Origin of the sequence: Dyella sp. RRB7, from assembly GCF_022761115.1 — a bacterium.
Taxonomy (GTDB): domain Bacteria; phylum Pseudomonadota; class Gammaproteobacteria; order Xanthomonadales; family Rhodanobacteraceae; genus Dyella.
In genome coordinates, this window is record NZ_JAKWJS010000006.1 from 1 (window position 1) to 20,640 (window position 20,640).

Here is a 20,640-nt window from a genome sequence, read left to right on the forward strand (position 1 = left end):
ACCGACCTCCTCGACTGCCAGAAATTATGGCTCGAAGATGTCTACGAAAGGCTGGCCGGTCCACTCGTCGGCGCTTTGAGAGCTACACCGGAGAGTTCCTTCTAGGTCTTGAGCTCGAGATCTTCAGCAGCAGTCACGAGTATTGGGTGCAAGTAAGCCCGAAGAATGTCGAGCGCTATGGCAAGACATCGTCGATGACGATCGACTTTATGGTGTTTGATCAGGATCGCATTCGCTTGATTGAATGTAAGCCGCGCCGAAGCCTAGAAAGACTAGCGGAAAAACATCCAGACGAATGGATAGTCAAAGATGATCAATGGCTGAGGCCGCCAGTCATGGATTGGGCAAGAGACAAAGGGCTTAGCTACGAAATCTGGTCGCCGCCAGAACCGCATGGTGTCTATCAGGCCAACTTACTGGCGCTCTACGGCGCACTTATGCCGAATCCCGCCGATGGAGTGGCTGACCGCTGCGTTAGGCGGTTACGGAGGATTTTAGATGGGGGTGTATTAACGCTGCGAGAGGCACTTGACCAGATCAAGGGGCTTACGGGAGGCCACGTCTTAGCAGCTATAGCAAAGGGCTATCTGTTCGGCCCAGTCAAATCAGTTCCGATCGACGCCTCTGAACGCTTCACTCTGTATGCATCGAAAGATCGAGCACGTGAGTGCGACAGCCAGATTCTTTCAGACTTGCAGTTGGCGTTGGCGCAACCGACTCTCTGTTCCGCAGTTCTCACGGCGCGCCCCGTGGACCACCAGCACGGTGTTCTGCGTTTGGAAAGAGTCCGTCGGATGCTGGAGGGAAAGGAGAAGACAACTCGCCGTTATGCGCCACTAGTTAGAAAGGTTGTTGAAGCCCAGCGATTGGGAGAAAGCGCCTTGGCTGTTTGCTTGACCCACTATGAGAGGTCGGGGCGGAGAGTTTCACAGCTGACGGGTGATCAGGAAGAGATTCTCAGTTGGGCGGTGACGCGATTTCGCAGGGATGCGCTTCTGCGTACGAAAGTTCAGGCGCATGATGCTCTATGTGCGCGTTGCGAGAGTGCGGGCATCCGAGCACCGAGTCGGACTACATTTCATACCCGACTTAGACGGGAAAGCCACTTGGTGAGAGCGTATACGGAGGGAGGATACAGGGGGTATCACGCTGCCGAGCCGGCAATCGAACCTTCGCAGAGAACGCTTAGATGTTCGGTCCCTGGACTCATGGTGCATATCGACTCGACGAAGTTTGATGTCCGCTGTAGTCCAGACTTGCTCAGTCAATTGGGTTTCGACTGTCCGACCATCTACATCGCGATGGACTCGGCTACGGGGCGGCCGTTAGGGCGTTCTGTGATGTTCGGCAACGCATGCCGGAATGCTCTCGCCGTCCTAATTCGGGACGTTCTACACAGGCAGGGCTTTCTACCTCGCTTCTGGGTGGCAGATGGAGGATCCGAATATACTGGTGACTGGTTCGAGTGGTTCTGCTCACTCTACGGCGCGACTAGGATACAGCCTCCGCCGGGAAACCCGAGGAAGAACTCTCTAGCCGAGAATGCGCTCGGTCGAATCAATGCCGAGCACGCTCATCGGTTCTTGGGTAGCACTGAGCCGGACCAGCGAGGACGCTCAGTAACCTCACGTCAGAAAAGTCGCGCTACGGCTTGCCATAACTACAAGACGATCGTTGATCTTCTTGATAAGTATGTATTCGAGGATATGCCGTCGATTCCTCATGGATCTGAACGCCTTAGTCCCGATGAAAAATGCGTAGAGCTTTCCGGACTTTTCGGAACAACCGGCCTCGTTAGAGTGAAAAGTCGCGATGACTTTCTCATTGCAACTTCAGTACCCCTGGAGCGCGATGTCAAAGTAGACAGAGGCCGGGGTATTAGGTACCTGCAGCGAACTTACACCAGCGGTGAATTATTGCGCCGCATAAGTACCGGCCATGCGGTAGAGAAGCGGCTGGATTGTGTAGACAGTCGTCGGATGTATGTCAAGTTTGCCACGGGCTGGTTGATGGCCACTACGGCAGATAGCCTAAAGAGTGGGGCCTGCAGCGACCTGGATAAGCTCACGGAGGCGCTCTTCGATCGAGATATACGCACTGAAAATGCGCGGATCCGTAACGCCAAAAGAAGGGAGCGATCTATTCGAACAGCTGAGGCGAACGCCGTCGCCAAAAGCACTGAGCATCTGATCGTCGAATTGGAGGCGCGGGTCGTTCCAAGCGCTCCAAAGGGGCGGCCGCAGAAATGGTCCTCAGAAGGGCATTTGATCAAGCCGTTCTCGACGGAGGATTCAGAATGAGGACCATCATCAAGCACCCGGCATTTGAGAAGGGTCGGCAGGCCGTGCTGCGGGCGCTCGACACGCAAATGCGCGGCCAAATCATATTTGTAGTTGGAATGTCAGGCGTGGGGAAGTCTGAGATCAGATATGACGTGATGCGATCGTACGCAGGTAGTCCTTCGGGTTGGGGTACTGGAAAGATTCCCGCCATTGCAGTCAGGGCTGCTCCGACCAGTGGCTCCTACTTCAACTCGAAGGAGTTCACTCTTCGCCTATATCTTGCGCTATTCGAGCCGGATATAGGATGGGTGGCCAATCGCAAAGAGGTCCAAAGTGCAGATTGCACCATTGAGCGAACGGACAAGATCTTGGGTACGTTGCAATGGCTGGACGTGAGATCTCTTCGGACGGAGCATTACCTTAGAACTCACGTTGAACGAATGATCATTGCTCGAAGTGTTAGAGCCATATTCATTGACGAATCGGCGTCTATCACGTACGCAGTCATGCACAAAAATCCGGTTGACCACATGGTCAATCTCATGTGCTTAGCGGAAGAGACAAATGCGTCGCTGGTGATGTTTGGAGTTCCACGCATGGCGAGTCTTTGGGAGGGCAACGCTGAGATCATCAGGCGATCGAGGTTTGTATTCGTCGACAGATACAGGTATGAAAAAGCCGATGATCGAGCTGATTTCGAGAGGCTGGCCGTAACCGTTGCAAGGAACTATCGGTTTCATCGGACGGGGCTTGTTCATTCATCCTTGGATATGGCCTACGCATCCAGCGCAGGGGTTTTCGGGGAACTGGTTGCGTACTATCAGAGAGCGGATGATTCGCGGCTCATGGATGGATGTCATTCTATACAGCGCCGTCATCTTGAGGCGGCGATTGCAAGTGAGTTCACACTAACGACACTCCACGCAGACGCCCGTCAATACGATGCGCTTAGTTCACCGGCAAGCGCTCGATCTATCGAGAGGATATTGGCGGAGGCATCGGAGGGTCCTCCATGAACCGGAGCGATCGAGTTCCTAACTGGACAGTGCTTCCTTCATTGAGTCTCCGCGGCATAGGGACGCCGCTCGTCGAACATCTCCAGTTCTATTTGGATCGATTGGCCTGGGTTACGGGATTTTCCAGGGCGACGATGGCCCACCATCTTCTGGGTAGACGATGGGCAGATGCTGCTATTGAGGTTGATGGTGGTTTCACCGCCAAGGTAGGTGAAAGGGTGGCAAAGCTTGAGGTTCTAACCGGTCAGACGTCGCTGCGGTACGGAACTCTATGGGCGCTATCAAGAGTCTTGTCCATCAATTCAAATCTATATGGGAAACGTCAAAGACGTTGGTGCCCTGTTTGCTATGACCGCTGGGGTGACGGTGACTATGAGCCGCTGATTTGGTCGATCGATCTCCTAACTTGCTGTCCAATACATGATTGCCGGATGGAGCACGCTTGCTATCGATGTGGATCGTTTCAAAGGAATTCGCATGATATGGATCGTCGGCGAGTATGTTCGACATGCAGGAGATCATTGGGTCACGCGGCTAATTCCTTTAGACCGAGTCCCTTTCTTATCTGGGTTGACAGGCAAATCGAGGCGCTGGTGGAGTACTGTGCAACACCGCGTGGTGAGCCGCTCCCGTGGGAGGCTTACACAAAATTTGTGCAAGGTGTGCGGTTGGTCGCCGCCGGGCATGGTAAGCAATGTGGACGCCTCAATGGTCAGATCATGCGTCTCGAGAAGCACGTTCGTAAGCGGCTTCTGCGGCCGACGTTGCGCTCATTGATTAACCTTTGTGCCGTCCAAGGGATCTCTCTCGGTGACATGCTTAATGCCCCATGGGAGTCTTCTTGTCCAAGGCTTTTTGACGATTGGATCGGATTTCGCTACTGGCCGTTGCCATCAGTGATGAAGGCGAAGCACATATATGCGGCAACGCGTGTAGTACAGGAGTTTATGGAGATGGGGCCGCTGTATATCCCACCTGCGTCGTTACTTATTCGAAGTCTTGGCGTGCCGGCGGCCGCGGTGTTGGATGCCAACCCTGTGTCGGCCGAGCTCTATCAGAAGAAGTACTTCAAGCAAGGCAATAGGCACGAACTCAAGGTGCTTGGGATAGGCTACCGGACTGCATTGACTTACTTACACAGACCGAACATTGAAGATCAGTTCGTCATCGACATGATCTGTGATGCAACAAGGTTGAATCGTTCCTTCTCCATGCGTGTCGTTGATGGGGCACGTAAAGCAATGTCTGTACTTAGCGCTGAGCGTCTATCCTGCTACTTCGCTGGTCTCGGGGACAGAGATGCAGTGGAATGGGTCGTTGATAAGTGGTCCCAGCTGGCATACATCCCTAAGAGTGCCTTTACCTTTGAGGAAGAAACTTGAGGACGCTGCTATGTGCAATAGAGTCTGCTGGGACCTTCCATTGGACCCCGACTTGCTGGAAGCCATGAAGAAGGCTCTCGGTGGGGGAAGTGAAGTATCTGATTTTGTGGAACGAACTTTGCGCCGTGAGCTTGCACGCCGCGAGGCTGTTGTGCGAGGAGTTGAGGCTGGAAAGCGCGCCCGTCTATCTGGAAGATACTTCTCGTCGGACGAAGTGCTTAAAGCATTGGAAGAGATTGTGTCGGACGCAGAGCAAAAAAAACCTGATTCGATGACATGAGGCGGCTTATGCGGAGTGCCAACGGCTATACGCGGGTAGCGGTGCTAAATCGAAGCGTGGGTGTAAGCGTTGCATGAACGCTTTGGTGAGCGCATCGCCATCGCGCTTGAGTTAGCCGAGGTTCGACTCAGGTTTCCGGGTCCCACACTCGCCGATCGCCGTGTAGCAGGCGGTACTGCCCCGGTGTCTGGCATGCAGGCCAGCCAGGACGGAACAATGCTGAAGGCTAGACCCGTCGACCTTGGCGCCAACGATTCATATGGGGTCTATCTTGGCTTGAAGGGTCTGAACGAGGATTTCTAGCGGACACTGCATCGCACAGGAGGGCAGGTGTTCACCTGGATCAACAAGCAAGGCGTCAGCAGCTCGAACGGCTTCGTTGTACAGAGCACGGGGCGCTTCACGTTGGAATATCGCGAGGACGGCCGCGTTCTGGCACTCGAAATTGAACAGGGCAATTACGGTGGCGGTCCAAGCATCTCGCTGACCAGGCCGAGCGACCTCGAACGCTGGGGAAAAAGCGGTCCTTCGATCAGCAAGTCTGACCAAGACCGCATCCGCCTAAATATCAAGGAGGGGGATCGCTGGCAACGGGGTGAGTCACTGCATCAGATAGCCCGGCTGTTCGATCGGCACCATTCGGCGGTACGCCGGATACTTTCGGCCACGGGAGGCATTCGCCCGGAGGCGCGAGGACGGGCTGATCGGACCTTGTCGCTGGCCGAGCGCGAGGAGATTTCCCGAGGGCTGGTGGCTGGCCAATCCATCCGCGCGGTCGCCACGCGGTTGCACCGGGCACCATCCACCATCTGCCGGGAAGTAGGCCGCAACGGCGGGAAGGATCGTTACCGGGCCAACCACGCCGACCAACGCGCCTGGGATTGCGCTCGCCGCCCCAAGACCTGCAAGTTAGCTCGTCACCGCGTCCTGGCGCGCCTGGTCGCCAGTAAGCTGCAACAGCAGTGGGCGCCGGAGCAGATAGCCGGCTGGCTAAAGCACCGCTATCCGGGCAATGAGGCGCGTCAGGTGTCGCATGAAACGATCTACCGAAGTCTCTTCATCCAGGCGCGTGGCGCCCTGAAAAAAGAGCTTTTGGAGCATCTTCGGTGCACGCGGGCCATGCGCCGTTCACGACACCACACACAGAAGACGGAGGGTCACGCGCAGATCGTTGGCGCGATCTCCATCCGCGAACGCCCCGCGGAGGTCGAAGACCGGGCGGTGCCCGGTCATTGGGAAGGTGATCTGTTGTTTGGTGGCCGGCATAGCGCCATCGCTACCTTGGTCGAACGACGATCCCGCTTTGTCATGCTGATCAAGCTGGATGGCAAGGACAGCGAGACGGTCGTGGATGCGCTGATCAAGCATGCGCGCAAGCTGCCGCACGAGCTGTACCGATCACTTACCTGGGATCGCGGTTCGGAGCTAGCCCAGCATCATCGCTTCACGCTGGCTACCGATATCAACGTGTATTTCTGCGACCCCTACAATCCGTGGCAGCGCGGATCGAACGAGAACACCAACAGACTGCTCCGCCAGTATTTCCCCAAAGGCATGGATCTGTCCGAGATCACGCAGGCGCAACTCAATGCTGTCGCCAAGCGCTTGAACGGAAGGCCACGAAAGACCTTAAACTTTGAAACACCGGCGGAACGATTTCATCAAACCGTTGCAACGATCGGCTGAATCCGCAACCCAGAGCGGACCTTACGTGGGCCGTCACAGCGCTTGGCTCGGTATCAAGGCAGTCCTTTCTCCAAAAGATTCCGAAGCTTGCCCTGTAGCGCTCATCTAGCCGGGCCCCGGTCGACTGCGCCCGCTGACACCAATGTTTGTGCCGCCCCTCTGACACCAATGTTTGTACAACTGGTACACACATTGGTGTCATGCCCATCAGTTCTGTCCACCCGGCCATGACTTCAGGCCCATGTACTAGTGTTAACTAAATACTATGGTGCACTCCATGGTAAGTAGCAGTGCGGGTGGAATGTGGAAGACAACGCCGGCCATCTGAAGAAATTCCAGAAGGAGCTATCCACGGGCACCGTGTCGTTGGTGCTGCTGGCTGTGCTTGGGCAGTCGCGACAGCCGATGTATGGCTATCAGATTGCCAAGCGCCTGGAGGAGGTGGGCGAGGGCGTGCTGTCGGGGAAGCAGAGTGCGCTGTATCCCGTGCTGCGCAACCTGGAGGCGGCGGGGTTGCTGGCCAGCGAGGTCGAGCCTTCGGTCAGCGGGCCGCCGCGTCGCTATTACCGCATTACCAGGCCGGGGCGTGACGTGCTGCGCGACTGGGTGGATGCCTGGAACGCCACGCGCGATTCCGTCGATGCCGTTTTGCAAGGAGGGGTGTAATGAACGCACCACGCACGATTGCCGAATATCTCAAGCAACTGCGCGCCGCGTTGCGCGGTGCGGATCCGGCGCTGATACAGGACGCGCTCTACGACGCGGAGGAGCATCTGCGCTCCGAGCTGGCCGAAGACCCCACGCGCAGCGAGGCCGACATGCTGGCCCATGTGGTGGGTACCTACGGCGCGCCGGAGGAAGTGGCGGATATCTATCGCGACCAGGAAATCAAGATCCAGCGCGCGCTGCGCCCGCCGCCGGCACCCAGGCGCCGGTCCGCGCTCGGTCGCTTCTTTGGCGTGGCGGCCGATTCCCGCACCTGGGGCGCGTTGTTCTATATGGTGTTGGCGCTGGCCACCGGCATTTTCTACTTCACCTGGGCGGTCACCGGCATTTCGTTGTCGCTGGGGTTGGCGGTGCTGATCATCGGCATTCCCTTTATGGTGTTGTTCCTGGGGACGGTGCGCGCGCTGTCGCTGCTTGAAGGGCGCATCGTGGAAACCATGCTGGGTGTGCGCATGCCAAGACGGCCGCCGCATCCGGGCCAGGCGGGCATGTCGATCATGCAGCGCGTGGGCGCCATTTTTACCGATGGCCATACGTGGACCACGCTGTTCTACATGATGTTGATGCTGCCGTTGGGCATCATCTATTTCGTCATCACGGTAACCTTGATCAGTCTCTCGCTCGGCTTCATGAGCATACCGGTGCTGAAGGGTTTGAATCAGGCCGACATCTTCATCTGGGACTGCGGCATCCCGTCATGGTTGTGCCACGAGGGCAACTGGGCATCGGCGATCGTGATGTGCGCGATAGGCGTGATCCTGCTGTTTGCCACCCTGCATCTGGTGCGCGGCCTGGGCGCATTGCACGGTGCGATTGCCAAGGGGCTGCTGGTGCCATCTGCCGGCCGGGAGGCCTAAGCCAGGTCGACGCAGGTGCTTACCGCAAGCTGCGTTGTTGCAGCACAGGCAGCGGCACCCATGGGCCATGGCGCGGTTAAACCAGCTGCAGATCCTGCGGCTTGGCGCCCGGGAACACCTGCTGCACCTGGCTGCCTGACAAGCCCCACATGCGGCCCAGCAGGCCGCCCAGCAGATCGCGGTAGTTGGTGAGTACGGGGTAGTCGCGATTCTGCAGCAGGCTCTGCGCATTCACGGCGACCTGCGGGCCGGCAATGCGGCCGCCATTGACCTTGCCGCCCAGCACCCAGTGCACGGTGCCGTGGCCATGATCGGTCCCCTTGCTGCCGTTCTCGCGGAAGGTGCGGCCGAATTCGGATACCACCACCACGGTGGTGTTGTTCCATTCGTCGCCCAGCGCGTCCGCATATGCCGCCAGGCCCTTGCCGAGGTTGGCCAGATTGTTGGCGAGCTGGCCGGTGGTGCTGCCCTGGTTCACGTGCGTGTCCCAGCCGCCCACATCCACGAAGCCCAGCCGGTACTGGTCGCGCATCATGGTGGCGATGCGTTGCGTTTCGTCGGCGAAACTCTTCGCGTTCGGCGCGCCGCGATTGGCCTTCATCATCTCTTCCTGCAGTTCCTTGGAAACGGTCTGGCGCAGTTCCAGTCCGTCCGCCGCCGCGGAAGCGAGCGAGGTGTCGCGATACATGCCGGCCAGGATGGCGGCCTGACGGTCGTCGTATACCGGCTTGGTATTGCCGCGCAACGAGATGTTGGGGATGTCCTGCTTGCTGCCCTGGAAAGTCAGCGGCAACGCGTCCGTGAAGGCGATGGAGGGAGCATGGGTGAGCTGGCTCGACAGTCGCGCCATGAAACCGGAGCGATAGTCGCTGCGCGCGCCGCTGGGTTCGCCGGACTCGATGTTGTCCTGTGTCTCGAAGTGGCTGCGCGACATGTCGTCGGTGCCGGCAAAGGGCACGAAGGCGATCTGGCGTTTCTGCCACAGCGGGTAGATCGAGTCGCGCAACACCGGGTTGAGGCCCCAGTGATCATCCAGGCCAATGGCGCTGTTGGCGTTGTAGGGATCGGGCTTGGCAATCGCCAGCGTGGGACGCGACTCGTAGTAGAAATCGCTGCCGTAGGGAATCAGCAGGTTGTTGCAGTCGTAGCCGCCACGCAGAAACACCAGCAGGAAGCGGGGCGTGCTGGCAGGCGCGGCGAACAACCGGCCGGAGAAAGAGAGGGCGGGCGCGGCGACGGCGGCAGTGGCAGCGGCGAGCAGAAATTCGCGACGGTTCATGCGGTCAGCCTCAGCGGTAATTGAAGTCGGGGGAGGACAGCAGGAAAGTGTTCCACTCCTGCTGCGAGGTTGCCTTGGCCAGCGCATCGCGGGTCGGCGAGCTCAGGCGCGGATCGAACGTGTCGTAATAGAGCTTGGTGGTGAGCATGGGAAAGTCGCCGCCGATCTTGGGCGCACCTTCCGGCGTCAGCAGCCGGTTGTTGCCCGTGCCGATGGCGCCGGCGATCTCGAAGCGCTTGGCCATTTGCCCGGAGCTGGACCAGCCCGCGCCATCCAGCGGCCAGCCGTCCGGCGTCAGGCGACCGAACACCGGCTCGCCGAGCTGGTTGAGCCAGTTGAGCAGCGGCTTGGCGTTGGCGATGGGCTTGCCGTCGTAGGCCATGCGCACCGAGGACACCACGAACTGCATCGGGTCCTTGAACTTCTTGCCGTAGCTGGCGGCCAGTTCCTTCGAATCGAGCATGGTGCGCAACACCTGGGCGATATCGCCATCGGTGCGCTCGAAGGTCCTGGCCATCTTCGCCACCAGCGCGGGCGGCGGCGCATCGGCCACGAAGTATTCGGCGATCTGCTTTGAGATGAATTGCGCGCAGGCCGGCTGGCGGGTGATCAGCTCCACTGCCTGGGTCACTTCGTCAAAGCCGCTGCCCTTGATCTTCTGGCCGAACAGCACCTTGTCGCTGTAATCGTGGCGTGCCGGGTTGAACTCGAACATGCCGTTGCGTACGAACATGGCGGCATAGCGCGGATGCTGTTGCAGGCCGGGACGATCGCGCAGCGGCGCCACGCCCGAGCCGGTGAGGATCAGCGCCAGCTGCTGCACGTCCTGCTGGGTGTAGCCGGAGCCGACGCCCAGCGTGTGCAGCTCCATCAGCTCGCGCGCGTAGTTCTCGTTGACGTGATCCTTGGCGTTCTGCGCGTTGTCCAGAAACTCCATCATGGCCGGGCTTTCCAGCGTGGCCATCACCAGGTCGCGGAACTTGCCCAGCGCGTGCGGGCGGATGCTGTTCTGCACATAGTCGGCAGCCACCCAGCGCACGCGGCCCTTGGCGCCATAGATGCTGAAGTGGTTGAGCCAGAACCACACCATCTGTTCCTTGAGCTGGTTCTCGCCATAGATGGCATGCAGCATTTCGATCTGCTGCGCCTGTTGCAGCAAATCGTTGCCATGCTGCTGCTGGGCTTTCCTGGCGGCGTTCTTGTCGTCGCCATCGGGCATGTTCTTGATTTTTTCCTGGTCGTCACGCAGCTCGGTAAGCAATTGCTCCGTGGGCTTGGTGGATACCTCGTAGCTGGCGATCAGCGCGGCTATCGGCTGGGGCAGCTGGTCGTCGCCACGGTCGTCGAGTTGCTCATCGAGGAAGCGCGAGCGGCCCAGTTCGCGATATCGCGTCACCGTGGCGCTATCCAGTTCAAAGCCGTCGCGGCGCAGCCAGGCGACGTCGTCCTCGCTCAGCGCGCGCGGTTCGCGGGCAAGCAGCGCGGCCGGCCCCAGCACCAGCATGAATCCCAGTAAGACCAGCCATGGGCGAGCAAGATGGGGCGGGGCTTTCGAGGTCTGGTGCATGCGTCGGGATTCCTGGTGGCGAGGTGGTGCTTCGACGGTTGCCAGGCAGTGTCAACGCGATAGTTGTCGTCCCGCTTACTGGAACACCGGCCGTAGCGCCATTTCGTTCGGCGCAGATTCATGCGGCGGGTCCGGCGCCGTCTCAGAACTCGTCCACAAATTCCACCACCACGCCCAGCAGCGAGGCTTCCACCTCGGTTACCGCGCGCACGGCATCGGCATGGCGGCTGTCGGCAGCCTGTACTTCGACCATGAACAGCTCGCTGCCGTTGTCGTCGACCAGGTCGCTGGAACTGGAGTCGTCGCGCAGATAGGGCGACGGATCGTCGATCTCCTCCACATGCTCGATCCCATCGATGCCGTGCAGGGTCGTGATCAGGGTATCCGCGTCGTCGCGGCTGCCGGTAATGCGAAGGCGGATCGTGGGCATGGTGCGTACTCCCAGGTTCCACTGGCTTGCACGCTGCGCCAGTGCATGTTCACGGCAGGTGATCGCAGGCTCTAACATGTCGCCCTTGCCGGAGAAGCCTAGTGCCCAAGACCTACGACCGCGCCTATTTCGACAAATGGTACCGCCACCCGGATCACGCCGTCGGCTCGCCCGCGGAGCTTCGCCGCAAGGTGACCATGGCCGTGGCACAGGCGGAGTATTACCTGGGGCGCAGCATACGCAGCGTGCTGGACGTGGGCTGTGGCGAGGGCGTATGGCGTGCGCCGCTGCGCCGCTTGCGCCCGGGGCTCCATTACCAGGGGCTGGACGCCAGCGAATACGCGGTGGCGCGTTACGGCCGCAGCCGCAACATCGGCCTGGCCCGCTTTGGGCAACTGGCATACCTGCGTTTCGATCACCGCTTCGACCTGATCGTGTGCACCGACGTGCTGCATTACCTCAAGCCGGCCGAGATTCGTGCCGGCCTTGGCGGCATCAGCGACATGCTGGAGGGCGTCGCCTTCCTCGAAGTGTTCACCAGCAAGGACGGTGTGGACGGTGACCTGGAAGGCTTCCACTCGCGCGCGCCGTCCTGGTATCTGAAGGCCTTCGGCGAAGCGGGGCTGCTGCCCTGCGGTTCGCACTGTTATCTCGGCCCTCGGCTGGAGCGCCGTGTCGCGGCGCTGGAGCGGGCGCAGCTGGCAGTGAGTCAGGCGGGATCGGGCCGATAGTCCGCGGTAGTTGGCTGTGACCGCCGGGTGGTTGCCCAACGTTCCGCGAGCACCTTGCGGTAGCTGCGGCTCACGCGCAGCTCATGCCCATGGACCAGGCGCAACAAGGCATCGCCATTGGTGAGCGGTTGCAACTGGCGCACGCGATCGATCGCCACGAGGGTGCGGCGGTGAATGCGCACGAAGCATTGCGGATCGAGCTTGGCCTCGAACGACACCGAAGTCTCGCGGATCATGTGGGCCGCCGCGCCCGCGTGCAGCACGAGGTAATTGCCCTGGGTTTCGATCCAGTCGACCTGGGCCAGTTCGACAAAACCCTGCCGTCCACGATGCTTGACCGGAATGCGCGTCAGGTACGGCGACTCTCGACCCGCCATGTTGTCCGGCGCGGCGTTGGCGCGCAGGCGGGAGGCGACGCTCGCCATGGCTACCAGTGCCAGCAAGGCAAAGGCGAGCAGCAGCCCATTGCCGACCAGTTCGTCGCGGATGTAGGCGGGCGAGGGAAGCCAGGCGCCCTTGTAGCCCCAGGCGGCAAGGAAACACGAGACAACGATCAGGACGCACGCCAGGCTGGTGATCCCGCTTAGCTGCACCAGGCCATGGCGCAGCCGCCGGGGACCATGCAACGGAAACCGCCGCGAGAACCCCAGCAACAAGGGCGTTACCGCGCTGCCGAGCAGGGCGGCCACGACGATGCGCAATGCTTCCTGCCCGGCCGCCAGCGGATGCCCCGCTTGGTTGGCGCGCAGCACATTGTCCGGTTCCAGCACCACCAGAAACGCGAGCCAGTAAAGCAAGCCGCAGGCGCACTCCACCAGCCAGGTGGGCCATGCGGTGATGCGGAAAACGCGTGCGGGGACATCGAGCGCGGACATGCCGGGAGTCTGCCCCGATGGCGCCAGGGCGTCCATAGCCGTGCCGCCAACCTCTTCATTTTGTGACGAAACGTGTCCAGAAGGGGGCGGGCCGGTCTGGCTGCGGCGGGGGCGGCATGGCCACACTGGGAGTCACCTTCACTGCCTGCAGGAACACTCCCCCATGAGGTTGACGTTTGCCGGTCGCCGGCCTGGCCGATGGCTTGCGCCGATGCTATGGCTCGCACTTTGGGCGGCCGGCGCCGTGGCGGCGGAGGTGTCCGTTCCCATCGATTCGGCCAAAGCCATCGCGCTCGGCCACGAGATGAACCTGTATTGGGTCGTCGAAAAATCTCTCGCACTGCTGATACCCGCGGCCTTCCTGTTCTCGGGTATCGGTGCGCGCATCAGTCACGCTTGCGGGCACCTGGTCGGTGGGCGCCGTTATGCCACCGTGGCGTTGTTCGGTGGCGTCTACGCGCTGTTGAATGCGTTGTTGAGCTTGCCTTTCAACTACCTGCGCCATTACCGGCTGCCGTTCTCGCTTGGCCTTGTCCACGAAGGACCTGGCCAATGGCTGCTGGGTCAGGGCGTGACGGTGGTTGCCGTGATGATCACGGCCGCGTTGTTCCTGTGGATACCGTATGCATTGATCCGACGCAGCCCACGCTGGTGGTGGGCATGGGCGGCAGCGGCGCTGGTGCCGGTCGTGCTGTTCATCCTGGTGATCAAGCCGCTGTGGGTCGATCCGTTGACCACGGTATACCGGCCTGCCAGCGGCGCGATGGCTCTGCAGGCCAAGGCACTGGCCGCACGCTGCGGTATCCCCAACGTGACCGTGCTGGTCGGCGGCGACGATTCGACGGTGGCGGGGCTGGGGCCGACCAATCGCGTCGTGCTGGATCAGGACCTGGCCAAGCAGGAAAGCATGGCGCAGATTCGTTTCACCATCGGGCACGAACTCAAGCACTACGTGCTGGGTGACAACTGGAAGGCGCTGCTGATCATCAGCGTGCTGCTGGCGATCGGCTTCTGGTTGATGCAGCGACTGGGCCAGCTTGCCCTGGCGCGCTGGCATGCGCGCTTTGGCTTCGATCGTGTCGATGACCCGGCCTCGCTGCCGTTGCTGGTGCTGTGCATGACGGTGCTGTGGCTGGCGGTGACGCCGCTGTTTCTTGCCCTCGATCGCCATATCGAGCGGGAGGCCGATCGTTTCGGGCTCGAACTGACCCATGAAAACACCGCGGCGGCGCAGCTGTTCGCCGGCTGGGTGGGCGACGCCGAGTTGGCCGAGCCGGGCCGGTTCGAACGCATCTTTCGCGATACGCACCCGTCGCTGGGCGAGCGCATCCGCATGGCCAACAGCTACCACCCCTGGCTCACCGGCGAGCCATTGCGCTATGCCGATGCGTGCGCCATGCCTGGGGCGGACTCGCGCTGAAGCCTGGAAAAAGAAAGCCGCCCAAAGGCGGCTTTCTTCCACAGAGCCGATCCGCTGGATCAGCCCGCGCCGCGCGAGGCCTTCTTGCGATCGTTCTCGGTGAGGTGCTTCTTGCGCATGCGGATTTCCTTCGGGGTGACTTCGACCAGCTCGTCGTCGTCGATGAAATCCAGCGCCTGCTCCAGCGTGAACTTGGTCGCTGGGGTGAGCTGGATCGCATCGTCCTTGCCCGAGGCGCGCATGTTGGTCAGCGGCTTGGGCTTGATGGCGTTGACGGTGAGGTCGTTGTCCTTGGCATGGATGCCGATCAGCTGGCCTTCGTACACCGAGTCACCCTCGGCGGCGAACAGCTTGCCGCGCTCCTGCAGCGGCCCCAGCGAGTAAGCCGGGGTGGTGCCGCTGGCGTTGGCGATCATCACGCCGTTGGGACGCTTGGCGATCGCGCCGACTTCCATCGGACCGTAATGGTCGAACACGTGGAACAGCAGGCCCGAACCCTGGGTCAGGGTCTTGAACTGGTTCTGGAAGCCGATCAGGCCACGCGCCGGGATCATGTACTCCAGGCGCACGCGGCCCTTGCCGTCCGGCTCCATGTTCTTCAACTGGCCCTTGCGGATGCCCAGGCGCTCCATCACCGGACCCTGGTGGATTTCCTCGAGGTCGACCACCAGCTGCTCGATCGGCTCCATCTTCTGGCCATCGATTTCCTTGATGATTACTTCCGGGCGCGACACGGCCAGTTCGTAGCCTTCGCGGCGCATGTTTTCGATCAGCACCGACAGGTGCAGTTCGCCACGGCCCGACACCAGGAACTTGTCGGCGTCGGAGCCGTCTTCCACGCGCAGGGCGACGTTGTGCACCGTCTCTCGCTCAAGGCGCTCGCGCAGCTGGCGGCTGGTGAGGAACTTGCCGCCCGACAGGTCCTTGTTGCCGACGAACGGCGAGTTGTTGACCTGGAAGGTCATGCTGATCATCGGCTCGTCGACGGTCAGCGGCGGCAGCGCTTCGGGCGTGTCCAGCGAGGTGACGGTGTCCGAAATGGTCAGCTCGGGGATGCCCGAGATGGCGACGATGTCGCCGGCTTCGGCGGTTTCCTGTTCGATGCGCTCCAGGCCGAGGAAGCCGAGCACCTGCGCGACCTTGCCCTGGCGCTTCTTGCCGTTGCGGTCAATCACGGCCACCGGCATGTTCTTCTTCAGCGTGCCGCGCTGGATGCGGCCAATGCCGATGATGCCGACGAAGTTGTTGTAGTCCAGCTGGCTGATGCGCATCTGGAACGGGCCTTCCGGATCGACGTCCGGCTTGGGCGCGTGCTGCATGATCGCTTCGTACAGCGGGGTCATATCGCCTTCGCGGACGTTCTCGTCGAGCGAGGCATAGCCGTTGAGCGCCGAGGCGTAGACGATCGGGAATTCCATCTGCTCATCGGTGGCGCCCAGGCGCTCGAACAGATCCCACACCTGCTCGACCACCCACTCCGGGCGGGCGCCCGGGCGGTCGACCTTGTTGACCACGACCACCGGCTTGAAGCCCATCGCGAACGCCTTCTGCGTCACGAAGCGGGTCTGCGGCATCGGGCCGTCCATCGCGTCGACCAGGATCAGCACGGTGTCGACCATCGACAGCACGCGCTCCACCTCGCCGCCGAAGTCGGCATGGCCTGGGGTGTCCACGATGTTGATGCGGTTCTTGGTACCGGTCTTCTTGTCTTCCCAGGTGATGGCCGTGTTCTTGGCCAGGATCGTGATGCCACGCTCCTTTTCCTGGTCGTTGCTGTCCATCACGCGCTCGGCCAGCACGGTGCGCTCGGAGAGCGTGCCAGACTGTTTCAGCAGCTGATCGACAAGCGTGGTCTTGCCGTGGTCGACGTGGGCGACGATGGCGATATTGCGCAGATTTTCGATGGACATGAGGTCGTCTCGGGCGGCGATCAGGCCGTCACGTGAGGTTTCAGAGGGGCTAATCGGACGATTATACGGACTTATGTGACAGCTTGCCTGAAGGGCGCTGTACGGGGGCTGGGAAGAGGGGTGGGGCCGTCCTCCCCGGAGGGGGCGGATTCCTTGGCGAAGGCCGGGCTGGTGCGGATTGTGCCCGCTTTTGGCTCGTCATTCCTGCGGAAGCAGGGACCCAGTGCCTGTGCTCTGGTCTGTCGTTTCCGCGACCGGGCTTGCCTGCGGCGGGCTTCCGAGCCGCGGCAGGAGGGCGGAAGCCCGCCGCAGGCGAGCAAGCTAGCGATAACGCGTCAACGCGATGGCGCAACAACCAGCACCAGGCGATCAAACCAACCCCGTCCCCGCATACACCCCAATCACCACGAACACCGCCATTGTCTTGATCACCGTAATCGCAAAAATGTCCCGATAGGACTGCCGGTGGGTCAGGCCCGTCACTGCCAGCAGGGTGATCACCGCGCCGTTGTGGGGCAGGGTGTCCATGCCGCCGGAGGCCATGGCGGCCACGCGGTGCAGTACCTGCATGGGGATGCCCGCCGCCTGGGCGTTATGGATGAAGGTGTCGGCCATGGCCGCCAGGGCGATGCTCATGCCGCCCGAAGCGGACCCGGTAATGCCGGCCAGGGCGGTGACCGTCACCGCTTCGTTGATCAGCGGGTGGGGAATCGCATGCAGCGCGTTGGCGATCACCCGGAAGCCCGGCAGCGCGGCGATCACCGCGCCGAAGCCGTACTCGGAGGCGGTGTTCATGGAGGCGAGCAGGGCGCCGCCCACCGCGGCCTTGCTGCCTTCGGCAAAGCGATGCGCCACCGGGCGCCAGGCGAACAGCAGCACGCAGGCGATGCCCAGCAGCAGGGCGCCTTCCACCGCCCAGATGGCGGCGATCTTGCCGATCTCCTGCACCACCGGCTTGGCCTCGCCGATCACGGCGGGCACGAAGGCATGGCTGGCGCCGTAGAGCCTGGGTATGGCGTCGCCCAGCAGCTTGTTCGCCACGCCCACCAGCACCAGCGGCAGCAGCGCGATCAGCGGATGGACCAGCTTGCCGCCCTCGAAAGGCGCGGGCTCGTTCACCAATCCGGTGCCGTAGCCTTCGCCGGCAGCGGCCGCCTTGCGCCGGCGCGATTCCAGGTAGAGCAGGCCCACGATAAGGATGAACACCGCGCCCAGCATGCCCAGCCACGGCGCCGCCCATGCCGTGGTGCCGAAGAACGCGGTGGGAATGATGTTCTGGATCTGCGGCGTGCCAGGCAGCGAATCCATGGTGAAGGTGAAGGCGCCCAGTGCGATGGTGCCGGGAATGAGCCGCTTGGGGATATCCGACTGGCGGAACAGTTCGGCTGCGAACGGGTATACCGCAAACACCACCACGAACAGCGACACGCCGCCGTAGGTAAGCAGCGCGCAGACCAGGGCGATGGAGAGCATCGCGCGGCTGCGTCCCACCAGGCCGATGGTGCCGGCCACGATGGCCTTGGAGAAACCCGACAGCTCGATCAGCTTGCCGAACAGCGCGCCGAGCATGAACACGGGGAAGTACAGCTTGAGAAAGCCGACCATCTTGTCCATGAACAGGCCGGTGAATATCGGCGCCACCAGCGAGGGTTCGGTCAGCAACACCGCGCCGAGCGCCGCGATGGGCGCGAACAGAATCACGCTGTAGCCGCGATAGGCCGCCAACATCAGGAAACACAGCGCGGCCAACACGATCAGAAATGCCATCGTCAATTCCCCGGATGCCCCTCATGGGCATCGTTGGGCAGCGAGTATCCGGAGCGGTGCGGGCCGGCGGCACTGTACCAAGGTACAAGTGTGGGCATCGGTCGCGCTGCCTAAGCTCCACGGCATTCGGCATCCTGGGTCCCCAGGATGCGTCAAAGCGAGGGGAGCTGGGGAGCTATGAAACGCACGCATCTGAGTCTTGCGATCGGCCTGGTCGTGGGTCTGTCCTGTCTGGCATCCGCGTATGCCGACGATGCTCCGCAGAGCACCGACTCGACCACCACCACGGCCAAGCCGTCCGAAGCCAAGCAGCTGGAGGGCGTGAAAGTCACCGCGCGCAAGCGCGAGGAAACCCTGCAGGACGTGCCGATTGCGGTCAGCGCATTCACCGCGCAGTCGCTGTACAACCAGAACGTGCAGAACCTCGGCGACCTGCAGGGCAAGGTGCCGACCTTGCAGATCTACGCCGCGCGCGGCTCCAATACCACGCTTACCGCCTATATCCGCGGCGTTGGCCAGGCCGATCCGACCTGGGGCTTCGACCCGGCCGTGGGCATCTATCTGGATGACGTGTACATGGCGCGCCCGCAGGGCACCATGCTGGACGTGTTCGACGTCAACCGCATCGAGGTGTTGCGCGGCCCGCAGGGCAGCCTGTACGGCAAGAACACCATTGGCGGCGCCATCAAGTATGTGTCCAACCCATTGCCCACGCAGACCACCGGCTCGGTGGAAGCCACCGTGGGCACGCATGGCGAGAAGGACGTGAAGGGCAGCCTTGGCGGCGCCACTTCCGATGGCGTGTGGCGCGGCCGCATTGCCTATGCCAGCGAGCACAACGACGGCTTCGGCACCGACCTGCTCAACGGTAGCCGCAACGGCAACAAGAACACCAATGCGGCGCGCGCCTCGCTGGGCTTTTTCCCCTCGTCCGACTTCAATGCGGAGCTCTCGGTGGACGGGTTGCGCGACAATTCCAATCCGCGCGGCGCGAAGATGCTCACGGTCAACGGGCTGGACCCGGCCTACCAGCCGCTGTCGAGCGACTACGACACGCGCAGCGGCATGCCGCAGTTGAACAACACCACGCTGTGGGGCACCGCGCTGACCTTGAACTGGATCGTCAGCCAGGAGTGGACGTTGAAATCCATCACTGCCTATCGCGGCTCGTCCACCAACAGCAATATCGACTTCGACACCTTGCCCGAGCAGATCGCCGACGTCTCGGCGATCTACAAGGACCATCAGTTCACCCAGGAATTCCAGGCCAACTACGACAACGGCGGCGCTGTGCACGGCGTGTTCGGCCTGTACTACTTCAACGGCACGGCGAAGGGCTCGATCGACAACATCTTCCTTGGCTCGCCGCCGTACAGCACGCTGGGCCTGTCGCAATACGGCAGCACCGGCGGCAGCATCGGCACCAAGAGCTATGCGGGCTATGGCGATTTCACCTGGGACATCAGCCCGGTGTGGAGCCTGGACGTGGGCCTGCGCTTCACCGACGAGAAGAAGTCGGCGGTGATCCAGAACTATGGCTACGCGGATGCCACGTTCACCAATCCCATCTCGGTGCTGGCCGATTTCAGCGGCGCGCACACCTCGCACAACACCTCGCCCAAGGTGTCGCTGGACTATAGCGCCACCGACCAGGTCAAGCTCTACGCCAGCTATAGCGAAGGCTTCCATTCGGGTGGCTACAACATCCGCGCCAACTGCTCGGCGATTCCCGAATCCTGCCGTCCGATCGCGGACGAAAAGGTGCAGTCGTTCGAACTGGGCAGCAAGATGTCCTTCTTCGACGACAGCCTGATGTTGAACACCGCGCTGTTCCACAACATCTATTCGAATATCCAGCTGTCGGTGTTCACTTCGTACACCTTGCCCAATGGCACGCAAGGTTTCTTCGGCGACTTCACCAATGCGGGCAAGGGCCATATCGATGGCCTGGAAGAAGAATTCGCCTGGAAGCCGGTGGAGAACTGGACCTTCAGCGGCAACTTCGCCTACCTGCATACCAAGTACACGCAATTCGAAAGCGGCGGCGTCAACATTGCCGACACCCAGCGCTTCACCAACGCACCGAAGTGGTCCGGCGGCCTGAACCTGGAGCACACCATTCCGCTGGCCGATGGCGGCAGCGTCAGCGGCCGCATCAACTACACCTATCAGACCAGCGTCTATCCCGAGACCACGCTGTCGCCGCTGATCATGCAGCCGTCGTACGGGCTGTGGAATGCCGGGGTGATCTGGCATATCAACCAGCCGTGGAGCCTGAGCCTGCAGGGCACCAACCTGGCCAACAAGTCGTATCGCACCACCGGCTATAACATCGCGGCACTGGACATCGTCACCGGTTTCTATGGTCCGCCGCGCATGGTGACGTTGAGCGCGCGCTATTCGTTCTGATGCTGCTTACGAAGGAGAAGCCC

At 61.4% G+C, this 20,640-nt stretch carries 15 protein-coding genes; 9 read left to right on the forward strand and 6 right to left on the reverse strand.

Annotated features, from left to right (window positions below):
• Positions 1–2,296 precede the first annotated feature (2,296 nt).
• The 6 genes from MJ606_RS13810 to MJ606_RS13835 all read left to right on the forward strand — a co-directional run bounded on the left by MJ606_RS13810 (position 2,297) and on the right by MJ606_RS13835 (position 8,229).
• Positions 2,297–3,298 (forward strand): hypothetical protein, encoded by a 1,002-nt coding sequence (locus MJ606_RS13810; protein WP_243050118.1) that lies wholly within the window; start codon positions 2,297–2,299, stop codon positions 3,296–3,298.
• A gap of 719 nt (positions 3,299–4,017) precedes the next feature.
• Positions 4,018–4,680 (forward strand): hypothetical protein, encoded by a 663-nt coding sequence (locus MJ606_RS13815; protein ID WP_243050119.1) that lies wholly within the window; start codon positions 4,018–4,020, stop codon positions 4,678–4,680.
• A gap of 64 nt (positions 4,681–4,744) precedes the next feature.
• Complete coding sequence (locus MJ606_RS13820; protein ID WP_243050120.1) at positions 4,745–4,960, forward strand: hypothetical protein; 216 nt, start codon at positions 4,745–4,747, stop codon at positions 4,958–4,960.
• A 531-nt stretch (positions 4,961–5,491) separates the two neighbouring features.
• Positions 5,492–6,646 (forward strand): IS30 family transposase, encoded by a 1,155-nt coding sequence (locus MJ606_RS13825; protein ID WP_243050366.1) that lies wholly within the window; start codon positions 5,492–5,494, stop codon positions 6,644–6,646.
• 303 nt (positions 6,647–6,949) lie between these two features.
• The gene (locus MJ606_RS13830) at positions 6,950–7,312 is read left to right on the forward strand and encodes a PadR family transcriptional regulator (protein ID WP_243050121.1); all 363 of its coding nucleotides are present in this window, start codon (positions 6,950–6,952) and stop codon (positions 7,310–7,312) included.
• On the forward strand, positions 7,312–8,229 hold the full coding sequence (locus MJ606_RS13835) for a sensor domain-containing protein (protein WP_243050122.1): 918 nt from the start codon (positions 7,312–7,314) through the stop codon (positions 8,227–8,229). The genes MJ606_RS13830 and MJ606_RS13835 overlap by 1 nt, the downstream gene beginning before the upstream one ends.
• Before the next feature lie 76 nt (positions 8,230–8,305).
• On the opposite strand, the gene MJ606_RS13840 is transcribed toward MJ606_RS13835, so the two are convergent.
• The 3 genes from MJ606_RS13840 to MJ606_RS13850 all read right to left on the reverse strand — a co-directional run bounded on the left by MJ606_RS13840 (position 8,306) and on the right by MJ606_RS13850 (position 11,505).
• Positions 8,306–9,508 carry a DUF1501 domain-containing protein gene (locus tag MJ606_RS13840; RefSeq protein WP_243050123.1) on the reverse strand — a complete coding sequence of 401 codons (1,203 nt, stop codon included), beginning with the start codon at positions 9,506–9,508 and terminating at the stop codon, positions 8,306–8,308.
• A gap of 10 nt (positions 9,509–9,518) precedes the next feature.
• Positions 9,519–11,012 carry a DUF1800 domain-containing protein gene (locus MJ606_RS13845; RefSeq protein WP_243050367.1) on the reverse strand — a complete coding sequence of 498 codons (1,494 nt, stop codon included), beginning with the start codon at positions 11,010–11,012 and terminating at the stop codon, positions 9,519–9,521.
• Positions 11,013–11,217: 205 nt separating this feature from the next.
• Entirely contained in the window at positions 11,218–11,505 is a 288-nt protein-coding gene (locus MJ606_RS13850) for a hypothetical protein (protein WP_243050376.1), read from the reverse strand.
• A gap of 101 nt (positions 11,506–11,606) precedes the next feature.
• On the opposite strand from MJ606_RS13850, the gene MJ606_RS13855 reads away from it, so the two are divergent.
• Positions 11,607–12,236, forward strand: a complete 630-nt coding sequence (locus tag MJ606_RS13855) for a class I SAM-dependent methyltransferase (protein ID WP_243050124.1) — start codon at positions 11,607–11,609, stop codon at positions 12,234–12,236.
• On the opposite strand, the gene MJ606_RS13860 is transcribed toward MJ606_RS13855, so the two are convergent.
• Positions 12,215–13,111 (reverse strand): LytTR family DNA-binding domain-containing protein, encoded by an 897-nt coding sequence (locus MJ606_RS13860; protein WP_243050125.1) that lies wholly within the window; start codon positions 13,109–13,111, stop codon positions 12,215–12,217. The two genes, MJ606_RS13855 and MJ606_RS13860, sit on opposite strands and share 22 nt — an antisense overlap.
• 163 nt (positions 13,112–13,274) lie before the next feature.
• On the opposite strand from MJ606_RS13860, the gene MJ606_RS13865 reads away from it, so the two are divergent.
• Complete coding sequence (locus MJ606_RS13865) at positions 13,275–14,531, forward strand: M48 family metalloprotease (protein WP_243050126.1); 1,257 nt, start codon at positions 13,275–13,277, stop codon at positions 14,529–14,531.
• A 59-nt stretch (positions 14,532–14,590) separates the two neighbouring features.
• On the opposite strand, the gene typA is transcribed toward MJ606_RS13865, so the two are convergent.
• Complete coding sequence (gene typA, locus MJ606_RS13870; RefSeq protein WP_243050127.1) at positions 14,591–16,441, reverse strand: translational GTPase TypA; 1,851 nt, start codon at positions 16,439–16,441, stop codon at positions 14,591–14,593.
• A gap of 369 nt (positions 16,442–16,810) precedes the next feature.
• Entirely contained in the window at positions 16,811–18,208 is a 1,398-nt protein-coding gene (locus MJ606_RS13875; RefSeq protein WP_243050128.1) for a GntP family permease, read from the reverse strand.
• Positions 18,209–18,385: 177 nt separating this feature from the next.
• Between MJ606_RS13875 and MJ606_RS13880 the strand changes: the two genes are divergently transcribed.
• The gene (locus tag MJ606_RS13880; protein ID WP_243050129.1) at positions 18,386–20,617 is read left to right on the forward strand and encodes a TonB-dependent receptor; all 2,232 of its coding nucleotides are present in this window, start codon (positions 18,386–18,388) and stop codon (positions 20,615–20,617) included.
• Positions 20,618–20,640 lie beyond the last annotated feature (23 nt).

Bases quoted from the DNA above. Each gene is read 5' to 3' on its own strand.
- MJ606_RS13810 (WP_243050118.1), top strand. From the start codon at position 2,297: ATGAGGACCATCATCAAGCACCCGGCATTTGAGAAGGGTCGGCAGGCC.
- MJ606_RS13815 (WP_243050119.1), top strand. From the start codon at position 4,018: ATGCGTCTCGAGAAGCACGTTCGTAAGCGGCTTCTGCGGCCGACGTTG.
- MJ606_RS13820 (WP_243050120.1), top strand. From the start codon at position 4,745: ATGAAGAAGGCTCTCGGTGGGGGAAGTGAAGTATCTGATTTTGTGGAA.
- MJ606_RS13835 (WP_243050122.1), top strand. From the start codon at position 7,312: ATGAACGCACCACGCACGATTGCCGAATATCTCAAGCAACTGCGCGCC.
- MJ606_RS13840 (WP_243050123.1), bottom strand. From the start codon at position 9,508: ATGAACCGTCGCGAATTTCTGCTCGCCGCTGCCACTGCCGCCGTCGCC.
- MJ606_RS13845 (WP_243050367.1), bottom strand. From the start codon at position 11,012: ATGCTGGTGCTGGGGCCGGCCGCGCTGCTTGCCCGCGAACCGCGCGCG.
- MJ606_RS13850 (WP_243050376.1), bottom strand. From the start codon at position 11,505: ATGCCCACGATCCGCCTTCGCATTACCGGCAGCCGCGACGACGCGGAT.
- MJ606_RS13860 (WP_243050125.1), bottom strand. From the start codon at position 13,111: ATGTCCGCGCTCGATGTCCCCGCACGCGTTTTCCGCATCACCGCATGG.
- MJ606_RS13865 (WP_243050126.1), top strand. From the start codon at position 13,275: ATGAGGTTGACGTTTGCCGGTCGCCGGCCTGGCCGATGGCTTGCGCCG.
- typA (WP_243050127.1), bottom strand. From the start codon at position 16,441: ATGTCCATCGAAAATCTGCGCAATATCGCCATCGTCGCCCACGTCGAC.
- MJ606_RS13875 (WP_243050128.1), bottom strand. From the start codon at position 18,208: ATGGCATTTCTGATCGTGTTGGCCGCGCTGTGTTTCCTGATGTTGGCG.
- MJ606_RS13880 (WP_243050129.1), top strand. From the start codon at position 18,386: ATGAAACGCACGCATCTGAGTCTTGCGATCGGCCTGGTCGTGGGTCTG.